General features: G+C 56.4%; 11 protein-coding genes. 3 read left to right on the top strand and 8 right to left on the bottom strand.

Annotated features, from left to right (window positions below):
* The coding region (locus tag WC488_02720; GenBank protein MFA5077315.1) for a hypothetical protein at positions 1-1002 on the top strand (1002 nt) is incomplete at its 5' end.
* A 41-nt stretch (positions 1003-1043) separates the two neighbouring features.
* The gene (trxA, locus tag WC488_02715; GenBank protein MFA5077314.1) at positions 1044-1358 is read left to right on the top strand and encodes a thioredoxin; all 315 of its coding nucleotides are present in this window, start codon (positions 1044-1046) and stop codon (positions 1356-1358) included.
* A 38-nt stretch (positions 1359-1396) separates the two neighbouring features.
* Here the strand turns inward: trxA and WC488_02710 are convergent, their stop codons facing one another.
* Positions 1397-2146, bottom strand: coding sequence for a hypothetical protein (locus WC488_02710; protein ID MFA5077313.1), 750 nt, complete (start codon positions 2144-2146; stop codon positions 1397-1399).
* A gap of 66 nt (positions 2147-2212) precedes the next feature.
* On the opposite strand from WC488_02710, the gene WC488_02705 reads away from it, so the two are divergent.
* Positions 2213-3241, top strand: a complete 1029-nt coding sequence (locus WC488_02705) for an RNA ligase (protein MFA5077312.1) — start codon at positions 2213-2215, stop codon at positions 3239-3241.
* Between the two features lie 22 nt (positions 3242-3263).
* Here WC488_02705 and WC488_02700 read toward each other — a convergent pair whose 3' ends face one another.
* From WC488_02700 to WC488_02670, 7 genes are read right to left on the bottom strand one after another with little or no spacing between them, the layout of a single operon-like run.
* A complete protein-coding gene (locus WC488_02700; GenBank protein MFA5077311.1) occupies positions 3264-3818 on the bottom strand; it encodes an RNA ligase partner protein in 555 nt (184 codons plus the stop codon).
* A gap of 29 nt (positions 3819-3847) precedes the next feature.
* Positions 3848-4858: a hypothetical protein gene (locus WC488_02695; GenBank protein ID MFA5077310.1), complete on the bottom strand. Its 1011-nt coding sequence runs from the start codon at positions 4856-4858 to the stop codon at positions 3848-3850.
* Between the two features lies 1 nt (position 4859).
* Complete coding sequence (locus WC488_02690; GenBank protein ID MFA5077309.1) at positions 4860-5885, bottom strand: hypothetical protein; 1026 nt, start codon at positions 5883-5885, stop codon at positions 4860-4862.
* Positions 5886-5894: 9 nt separating this feature from the next.
* Positions 5895-7070, bottom strand: coding sequence for a hypothetical protein (locus WC488_02685; protein ID MFA5077308.1), 1176 nt, complete (start codon positions 7068-7070; stop codon positions 5895-5897).
* 9 nt (positions 7071-7079) lie between these two features.
* The gene (locus tag WC488_02680; GenBank protein MFA5077307.1) at positions 7080-8483 is read right to left on the bottom strand and encodes a hypothetical protein; all 1404 of its coding nucleotides are present in this window, start codon (positions 8481-8483) and stop codon (positions 7080-7082) included.
* Positions 8484-8485: 2 nt separating this feature from the next.
* The gene (locus WC488_02675; GenBank protein MFA5077306.1) at positions 8486-9370 is read right to left on the bottom strand and encodes a hypothetical protein; all 885 of its coding nucleotides are present in this window, start codon (positions 9368-9370) and stop codon (positions 8486-8488) included.
* Positions 9371-10576, bottom strand: coding sequence for a hypothetical protein (locus WC488_02670; GenBank protein MFA5077305.1), 1206 nt, complete (start codon positions 10574-10576; stop codon positions 9371-9373).
* Positions 10577-10719: the final 143 nt, after the last annotated feature.

Genomic DNA, 10719 nt, shown 5'->3' with positions numbered 1-10719 from the left:
CTGCTCGCATGCAGCAACAGGAGGGTAAAAATATGGGCTGCAAACTACATGGAAAAAGCGGCCGCGCATGGTGTGGGCGTGAGTTCCGCCAGGGTATTGATGCCTGCGCTCTGGAGCAATGATGCGTATGTGCGTGCTGGCGCTGCTGCTGGTGTGCGGGGCGCAATGCTGAAGGACGCCAAGGCTTCGGCTGCCGAGATTGCGGGGCTGCTGCTGGAGCGGGACGCCGGGCAGCGGGTTCGGATGCTCTCGTTTCTCCATCAGGAAATAGTCAAGGATGAAAGTTGCAGGCTCAAGCATTTCACGCGCTTCCTGTGCAGGAATCTTGCTGGGAGCGGGAAAGATGGGAAGATGGCCGCGCTCGCGGTCATGGCGTGCGCAGTTGCCGAGGGAAGATTCAGGCATGTGGAGAGGAATGTATTGGAAGCGCTTGCGCAGGATACGGGCGGGGGAGACCCTGCGAAAGAGGTGCGGATGAAGGCAATGCGCATAGGGAAGGAGATGGGGGAAAAGTGGAACCTGAACCTTTCAGCAGTGCTGTGCCACATGTCTGCACAGGGAAAGAATCTTTCGCACATGCATCCGGAGATAGAAGAGCTGTTGAATGCGAAAGACGCTGAAACCAGGAAGAATGCATTCATGGCTCTCAAGGGAATGTGCGATGCCGGAGGGGGGCAGCGCACAAAAGCTGTTGAAATTTTAATCAGGGGCCTTTCCTCGGAGCATGGGGACGCAAGAATGTGGGCCCGCAACCGGCTGTACACGATGATTGAGCGGAAGGAAGTGGATTTGGAGAAAGAAGCTGTGCTTGCTGGATTCAAGGCGGCGCTGGCAAAGAACGGAAGCAAGGATGCGAGGGAACTGCTCGGAATGATAGCGCACTCGGATTTCCTGGGCATGAACACGTGCAAGCTCGCAAATGCGCTCATCGTATTCAAACAAAACGGCAAGCTGGAGAGTTCAGTGGACGAAATTAAATCCGGGGAGGCGGAAACGAGTTAGTATTATAAACCACCTGCGACCCTTCAATTACGGGTGGTTTGATGCTTGTTGTTGACAATTCGAATTTCAAGAAGGAGGTTCTGGAAAGCCAGCTTCCTGTGCTCGTTGATTTCTACGCAGAGTGGTGCCCGCCGTGCAAGATGTACGCGCCTGCGTTCGAGAAAACCGCTGCGAAGATGGATGGGAAAATCAAATTCGTCAAATTGAACGTTGACAATGCGCAGGAAATCGCGACCGGCTACGCGGTGATGAGCATCCCCACTACGATTCTATTCAAGGGAGGGAAGGCTGCCGCGAGCTTCGTGGGTGCGATGGGCGAGGCTGCGCTTGAGCAGTGGCTAACGGATAAAATCTAGTCAAACGGAGAATGAGGAAACAGCCGCTGAATTTTCCTTTAGAGTCTGTCCGAGAAATAATCCTCCTGCCTGGGGGCTATGAGGATTCTGGTTTTCTGCGCGGATTTCGGCTTTTCTTCAGAGGAAAGGACTGAGCCCAGGCCGCCCACGAGCGTGAGCACCACCAGGCCCGCGAATATCACTATCGCGGATTTTGAGAAGAGGTCCAGCTTGTTCTGGTCAGCGACCAGGGAATCTATGAGCCCCGCTGACGCGCCCTCGCGCACGTAAGAAAACGAGGTGGAATCGGAAACCACGGACTCGGAACTGGACGCGGGGATGAAGAGCTTCTTGTTGGATACGCTCTGCTCTGCGCCGTAGTCCACGAACGTGAGCGCCGGGGTTTCGGTTTCCAGGTCAGGGCCGAAAACGTACACTGTGGCGGTTTCGCGCGGTCCTATCTGGAGCGTCCAGGAAAGCAGGGAGCCGAACTTCTTGGGCGAAGGCTCGGCTGAAGTTACTGAGCCGCGGTGGGACATGGAGAGGACCGCGCGCCTCGCGGAATCCGCGGTGTTGGTTACCCGGATTTCGGTTTTGCGCACCGCGAACTGCGACGGAACTTCCACGTCCGCGGTGTCGCGGAACACGCCGTTCTGGTAAAGGCCGTAGGACTTGCGCACCTGTATGTCCAGGTTGTTCGAATAGATGTACTGGACGGAGAATGTGATGATGGAGAGCAGGGATATGAGAATGACTGCAATCGCGAGGGTTTTCGCGAATTTTTTTCCCGGGCGTTCTTTCTTCCTCATAAGGTTACTATATATCAAAATCCTTTAAAAGATGGACCTAAATGTCTGTATGTTTGGGCGCGTGCTATGGTTGATTCCGGGATTGTCAAAAAAGCAATTGAGAAGGGGGCTGCGGAGAGGAGGAAATTCGGGGGCCTGGAGTACGTGAGGTTCCGCGGGCCGTTCAAGGACATAGAGCGCGGGAGCGTAGTGACCGATGACGGCTTTTTCCCGGGTTTTCCGCACATCGAGGGGGGCGTGGTTTTTGCGGAGGAGAAAATCGACGGGTTCAACGTGAGGGGGATATGGACCTGCGGGGCTGTCTATGCGCTGAGCAGGGGCGGAATCGTGGACGCTTTCTCTACTGAGAAATTGCGCGAACTGGTCCCAAGGAAGATATTCCGCCGCAGGGTGATGCTGTGCGGGGAGATGATTGGAAATACCCCGTACACCAGGCCAGCGGAGGATTTCGACGTGAAGTATTACGTTTTTGACGTATATGATTTGGAGGACGGGGCTTTCATCAGCCAGGAGGAGAAGTACGGGCTCCTGAAGGAGCATGGGCTGGAGGGGGTTCCGCGGCTCGGGAAATTCAGCAGGAAAACGGATTTGAAGAAATTGAGGGAACTCGCGCTCAACGTGAACAAGGCGCGGAAGGAAGGGATAGTGTTCAAGTCCGAGGACCGGGTGCAGGCCGTGAAGTACGTCAACCCGAACGCGGACATAGAGGACATAGGGAATACGGTGAAGCAGCTGTTCGACATGCCCATAGGGTATTTCAACCAGCGGCTGCTCAGGTCCGCGATGTTCGTGAAGGAGCACGGGCTGGACCGCGGGGCGTACGGGAAGGAGCTGGGCAGGGCTGTATATGAGAATTTTTCCAGGGCGCTCAACATGCTCGAGAAGGAAGGGGAGATATACGATGAGTTCGAGATAAGGGTGAAAAATCCGGCAGTGTGGGATGAGCTAAAATCGCACATGGGGAAGGAAGTGAGGCTCGAGCTGGTCTTCAAGCGCGAGGAGGGCGGACGCACCGTGATAAGGTTCAGGAAGATTTACGTGCGGACCTCGAAGAAACTGAGGGAGTTTGTCGGGGGGAAGGGGATGACCGATTAGAGATTAGGGCGCATGGCTTTTTTTACTTTTTTGACAGTGCTGATTTCAGCTTGGATGCGTGGAGTATCTCACATCCTATTTTGTTCGCGAAATCCAGCACGCCTTCGTCCGCGGTAACGAGGGCCGCGTCAAGCTCCTTCGCGAGGAGCACGAGCTCGAAGTCCTCCTTGCTGTCCAGGATTCCTGCGCGCATGGCTTCCTTGTACCTCTCGCGGAGAATCCGCACCTTCTCCGCGTTGTTGGCCTTGTTGTCGCGCGCGAAATCCTCCGCGAGTCGCAGCCCTTTGTTCACGCGCTCGCGCACGTCCTCCACGAAATCGTAGAAAACCGCGGCCGGAAGGTAGATTGCGTACATGTTGGGCGAGCGGCGCTTCACGAGCACTTCGAGCTTTTCCACGTCGCCCTGGACGAAATTGCGGAGCTCGCCGAATATGCTCGAAGGCATGTAGAATTCGGCGTCGCGTTTCCTGGACGCCAGTTTCAGGAAACCGGCTACGGCTTTTTTGGGGTCCGAGCCGAAAGCTTTGCGGACCTGGGGGTTCACGAATATGCTCGTGTCTATCACGAACTTGCGCATGATTGCATTTGGGCTGATAATTTTATAAACTAGATTAATTTTAACAGGCCGCGCCCGATTTCAGGCACGTTGGCGCCGAAAAGGCCGTTCGACATCTGCGCGAAAGTGAGGGTGAGGGTGAGCGCGAGCATGGGCAGGAAGCACAGGTTGGTGAGGAGCGAGTTTATGAAATTCCCGGAGTTCGTAACAAGCTCGATTATATTGTGCTCGAACGCGTTGTACCACATCATCATGGACCAGAGGGAGCCCCGGTCCATGGTGGTGCTCAAATCAGGAGCCGGTATGTCCGGGGTGAGGCAGAGCGCGGGGTAAGTGGTGGAGAACGCGGCTGCGAGAAAAGAGAACGGATAGACCAGGTAAATCGCTATGGCGAAGGAGATTACGAATGCGCCCGCGCCCCTCGTGGGCGGGAACGAGCGCATCAGAATCCCTATCGGGAGCATGAATTCGAGCGCGAAAACATCCATGAAGCGGAGCACGTAAATCTGGAAGCGGTATATCAGCTCGGTGAAGTAGAGGGTGTTAAGGATGTTGTCCGTGCTCTGGGCCACTCCGCCCCAGGCCCATCCGGACATGGGATATGCCATGAACACGTCCTGAGATATGGAGCTGAGCCAGTGGGTGGGCATGCTCACGAGAAAGACCATGCGCCCCATGGACTCGGCGCAGTACATCACGGATTTCATGTAGAGGATGGAAATTTCAATGAGCGTGAGGTCCGGGTTGGCGAAAACCGATGCATCCAGTGGCTGGTCCACTTCGTTGCCTGAAGCGTCTAAGGTCTTGTAATGGAGATAGCCGGTTTTTTCGTAGGTGTACTTGTACATCTCGAACGCGACCCCTTTTCCGACCGCGGTGCCGTAGCGCACGAGCACGATGAGGAAAATGACCACGAGGACGGAGCTTGCGGCGAACAGCAGCTCGGATTTCGCTGACTGTTCTAGGATTTTGAAGTCCAGGAACCTGGAGATCATTATGAGCAGCGCGGATATCATGACGGCGATGAACGCGGCGGTCAGCGCGAGTGTTTCCCAGCCCATGTCATATCATCCTCGTAAGGTTAGTTATGTCTATCTCCTCGCCCATCGATTTCGAGAGGTAGCGGGCCGTGGTTATAGCCACCAGGGTTATGAACAGGGGCATGAACACGCCGCCTATGAATATCACTGCTATGGAGGGCATGGAGAGCAGGGCGTAGAGCATGAGCAGGTCCGGGCTCCAGAACCACTTGAGGGCGTAGGAGAATAGGGCGGAGAAGGGCGTTATTGCGGGATTGAAGTTCGGGTTGTTGTATATGAAATCAAGGTGCCCTTTTAGCTGGGTCTGGGCTATGCTGTAGCACGGGATTACCAGGAGCGGGTATATGAACAGGAAGACGCACGTGAGCGCGATTATGGTTCCCCCGAGGGGGCGGGTCCACACGAAGCACCTGAGCATGAGCCCGAACGGGAGGAAGTAGGAGAGTAATGCGAACGTGCCGAAGTCCAGCACGTAGGCCTGGGCCTCCGCGGTAACCACGGCTATCGTTTCGACAGTGAATGCGTTGTTGAGCACGGGCTTGACCGCGCCTCCGAGTCCTGCGAGAGGCCGCATGTTAGCGCCCACGCCCATGGGCACCGCGGATATCTCGGTGCTCGTGAGATAGTCTATGAACGTGTAGGCCTTGTACTGCCACCACATGGTCTGCAGGGTGTACTCGGCAAATGAAAATAAGTGGTTGGTTGCCGAGTAGTATATGTTCTTGTCCGCCCATTCGTCCCCTGGAAAGACCATGCCCGCGTTGATGTTGCACATTCCTCCGAGCAGCATCATGAGCACGACGAAAATGGCCACGGTGACCACCAACTCATACACTTCGAGCTTGAAACCTGCGAGCATGGGCTGGTTCTGGAAAATGGCCGCGAGGAGGTACATGAACGCTATTATGGCCCCGGATGCGAGAAGCGCGGCCATGCACGCCCCGAACCAGCCCGGGAAGGCCAGGCCGGTGTAGGGGTCGAACGTGACGCCCGAGCACACGAACTGGTTCATGGCAGGCTGGAATTCGTGCAGGAAATAATAGGCCATTTTCATCACTCATATGAGTTTTGCGAACGCGCTGAGGTTTATTTCACTTCCGAGATGCTTCGCGATTTCACGCGCGAACGTGAGGGTCACGAATATGTTCATCACTGGCAGCAGGAGGCTGAATATCACTATGAGGTGGAGGACGTCTATCATCACGTCGAAATACATAACAACAGCCATCATCACGGCCCCGACCATCCACGGGGATATGTACAGCATGGAGAGCGCGCCGAACAGGATGCTCGCGGAGGTGCCGGAAATAACCTGGGTCGCTATGAGCCGTATTATGTCTAGGAAGTAGCTGGCTGAGAGGGTGGACGCGCCGGCCGGGAACTGCGCATCGAATATAAGGCCGTCCAGGTAGAACATGAAAGGGTAAACTGTTGAGAGCGCCACCGCAAGGCCGATGAGCGTGTTCCCGCCCCCGCGCGTCTGCGGGAACGTGCGCAGGAACAGGCCGGCAGGGAAGAAGAACACCAGGAACCACTTCTGAATGAAGCAGAACATGAAGATGAAAACAGCCCACTCGCCGTATGTGGTTATGAGGAACTGGAGCCCGAAAGAAACCGCGTCTATCAGGGGCCTGAGGGCCGGGCCGAGCTGCATCGTCATCGCCCTCCGTATCGGGCCGAGCGGCACGTATAGTGTGTAGATGGAGTTGACGGCTATGTTGGCGGTTATCAGGAGCGAGGAGTAGGTGCTGACCTTGTCGAGCATCTTGTAGCTGTAGTCGGTGGCTTTCTGGAACACGTCGAACCCGAGGAGGTTGCTCGAGTAATTAAGGGGCGCGAGGAATGCGAGGAACACCACCGCGACGAGGCAGGTGATTATGAGCTCGTTGATTTCCTGCCTTGCGAAGCCTATCACTTTCGGGAGCTGGAAGAAATTCCCGGCCATGTACATCAGGGCTATCGCCATCGCCATTATGAACAACGCGAAGAACGTGGACTTCATGAGCTCTACGGCGGCGTATTCCGCGTTGGGCGGTCCGGTGCACTGGTTCATGCTCTCTTTTATGAGCGTGGATGACTCGGTGAAGATGCGCGCAAGCTGGCTTGGATCATGCATCACGTAATCCTGGTATTCCTGGGAGGTGGGCTCGGTGAACGGGTCAGTGAACTGCGCGCACACCGGCTGGGCCAGCAGGAGGAGCAGGAGCGGAAGCGCGAGTTTCGTTTTGTGCATCAGCATCACTCATATGAGATGGGTAAGCCCGGCTATTTCCACGTCCCCGCCCAGCATCGGGGAAAGCGTCTTTATGCTCGAGATGGTCACGAATATGGAAATGAACGAGAAGAACGCGGAGAAGAAAAGCGCTTTCGCGAGCACGTCTATGCCCACGATTATGGAATCGAAGCTCGCCGGGTTCCAGCTTCCGCCGGCAGAATATGCATCCCCAAGGAACTTGCCCAAGGTGGTTTCCTGGGAACTTGAGCCGAGGCCCCACATGTCCGTGATTACGTCCACGATGCTGGTTTCCGTCACTTCATCCTGCATGCTTTCGACATCCAATTTGGTTTCGGCGCAGGTACTCTGCTTGCCGAAAAGCGCGCTCATCTGGGCCTGCGCAGTCTGGGAAACCGCGGCGCCGTCCACCGCCACATCTGCGGTTTCCTGGGGCGAGGCGGACCCGCCGGGGGCGAGGTCGTTGAGCTTGGGCGGCAGGCCTTCGAAGTCAGTGAATATCACTGCGAGCGCAGGCCGCTCTTCAAGAGGAAGGTCCTGGGCGTAGTTCTGGTCCAGGATTACTGATGTGAGAACCATGTCCCCGATGATGTAGAAAATCGGGTAAATGAAATACAGGGAAAGGGCCATCGCCATCAGGAGGCCGCCGAGCTTCCTGGTCAGCATGAATGTCCTGAGCACCAGGCCTGCGATGAGAAGCAGAGGGAAAAGCGCGACTGCGATGAAGTTGAGCAGTATTTCCTGGAACCGGGTGAGTATCAGTATCTTTATCCCGTTCTCGAAAAGGAACTGGAGCGCGTTGTTCTTGGCGTTCAGGAAGCCGAGTATGGAGTGGCTGTATCCTGCGCCCGAGAAGAACGTGGTGGTGCCTACAGGGGTGAAGTCCACGGAGAAAGAGGAGAGGTATGTGTACCAGGAGTGGGTTATGCCCACCGCCTTTACGAAGTGGGCGGTTTCGAAAAATATGGTCGCGAGGAAGTTCTTGGCCACGCGGATGTGGCACGGGACCAGCTGGTAGGCCGGGTCCAGGGGCTTGCCCTCCTTGAGCGTGAATGTGTTGAATGCGGGAGGCGCGTCTTTTCCGCACACCATGCCCGAAGTGTAAGGGTCGAACTCTTTGGTGAGGGCTTCCGCGACGCCGGTGCCGCTCGCGACTATCCCCACGATTATTGCGAGAATCACGCCGGAGTAGAAAATCTCCACCACTTCTGTCTTGGCCCACATCTTCACTTTCTCGTTGGCTATGAAGTTGCCGACCATGTAGACCAGGCCGGCCAGGAACACGCTTATAGTGAGCAATGCTACTGCGATGCCCCCGTTCTCCAGGAGGAGCTGCTCGAAGCTTTTGGGCTCGGGCCCGTTGGCGTGAAGGGCCGCAACGGCCAGCAGGAGCGCGAGTATCATCTTTTTCATATTCACTTACCCGTGAGGAATTTGGCCAGCGAGGTTATCATCGCGGCACTGAGCGTCATAGCTATGGAAGGCAGGAACAAGGCCACGAGCGTGAGGTGGGCCATGGCGTTTATGAACGGCACGAAGAACTCGAAGTTGAATATGCTCCCGAAGGAGGCCCCGAGTTTCAGTATGAGCCCGGGCAGGCCGCGCATGTTGAGCCCGTGGAAGTCCGGGATGTAGGCTACATAAGGGGAACCGTAGATTTTCTCGAGCGCCATGAAATTGAGGGCGTATATGAACGGGAACACCACGCCGGCGGCGAACGCCGCGGCTATCAGGAAGGCGCCGGCGTCGCGCGTCGTGGGAAAAATGTAAAGGAGCACGCCCAGGGAAAGCAGGAGCGACATCAGCGGGTCCATCAGGCTCAGGGCCATGTATTGGGCGCTGAGGCTTCCGTAAACCGCGAGAAGGCCGAATGAAAGGAGACGGCACATGGAGAGAATCGCGTCCGCGCCGGGCTCCACCTTGGAAACCGAGGACCACACGCTCGGGCCCACGCGTATCATGAATGAGTTGCTGAGCGAGGTCATCGCCTCTATCGCGAGGAGGTCCTTGTACATCGGGAGCACGCCCTGGTTTATCACCGAGTTCAGGAAGGAAGTGGAGGCGGTTATGGGGTCCTGGCCGTCGAGGAACCACTTGGATATCTGCGTGGTGGCCATGAATCCGCCGTACATCAGCCCTATCATCATCATTGCCATTACCAGGTTGGTCATCTCCACGTTGAAATAGGCTTCCCACGAGGGGATGCGGAACACCTTCCCGCCCATGTAGGTTACGGCGATGAGCATGACGCTGAGCATCGCGATGACCGGAACCAGGGTGGGAAACAGGAATTCAACCATTCATATCAGCTTGCTCACTCCGAATATTTCGGTTTCTCCTTCCATGAACTGGGATATGCCGCGGTACATCGTTATCGTGACCACCACCTCGATGAAGAAACTTATGAACACCACTGCGAGGAACTGCCCCTCGGTCTGGACCTCCAGGAGTATGAAGTCGTAGAACGAGGAGAACATGAGCGGCGATGTTATCACTGCGAGGAAGAAGCCCACGTTGAACGTGAGGATTACGTTCATAACCTTGAGGATTGCGCCCCCCACGAACTTGGCTGCGCTCGACAGCACGCCGCCTAAATCGAACCAGTCCACGCTCTCCTTCTCTATGTTCTGGTTGTACAGGCCGGATTGTTCGGCCCTGAGGCTGGCTGCGACGTCCTCAGCGGTGCCGGGGTCGGAGCAGTAGCCTATCGCAGTGGGGGCGATGCCGAAATCAGCCGGCTGGTAGGCGCTGAAGATGAGGTAGTTCGTGAGAAGCACCGCGAGCGGGTAAACGAAATACGCGACCGCCGCGAGCGCGAGCAGGCTCGAACCGGTTTTCCGGGTGAAAACGAATGAGCGGAGGGCCGCGCCGAGCACGAAGAAGATGAAGAGGTAGCGGCCTATGAATTCCAGCATCACCTGCCGGGCCATGACCATCATGAGCGCGGTCCCCACTGCCTCCACTATTATCGTGTGGGCGCTGGAGAGCGGCGCGAGGCCCGAGAGAGGGGAGAAGGAGATGGACGGGATGGATATGAGCGCCCCCAGCAGGGTGGTCGGGCTTATCGCGCTCAGCGGGAACGAGAATCCCAGCGAGGAGGCGAAGCCGAAGAGAAGCTCGTAGGAGTACAGGACGCTGTAAAGCGAGAGGAGCTTGAACCTGAGAACGAGCACGCTGAAATACGCGGCCTGGACGTGGTTGCACGGCTGGCCGCACGCCAGCGCGCCGGCCAGTTCCGAGAATACGCCGAAAAGCGCCATGAAGAGGAGCACCACCAGGGCGCTGAAGAGCAGGTTCCCCAGGTTGTCCTTGCCCAGGGCTATCAGGTCCGGGGACTGGAGCGCGTTGCCGACCATGTACATGAGGGCGGTTATGCACACGCTCATGAAAAGCGCCATCGCCATGAGCGGGAACGCCTGGTTGAATGGCTGTATCAGCGGGTCGAGGGGCACTGCCGGAGGAGCTACAATCTCCAGGAGGATTTGCGCGAGGAGCAACGGGAGCATAAGCTATCGCATGAAATAGTACATACTAACGTATAAAAACGGATAGGGAAATAAGAGTAATAGGGGGGTACTGCGGCTCCGCATTTGCACCCCGCAGTTTCGGTATGTTTCAACATATCAGCATGAATTTCAAGTTTCGAGAA

It is taken from the genome of Candidatus Micrarchaeia archaeon (assembly GCA_041650355.1).
Lineage (GTDB): Archaea > Micrarchaeota > Micrarchaeia > Anstonellales > Bilamarchaeaceae > JAHJBR01.
Note: the sequence above shows the minus strand (reverse complement) of the source record. Positions and strands in the feature narration are given on the sequence as shown.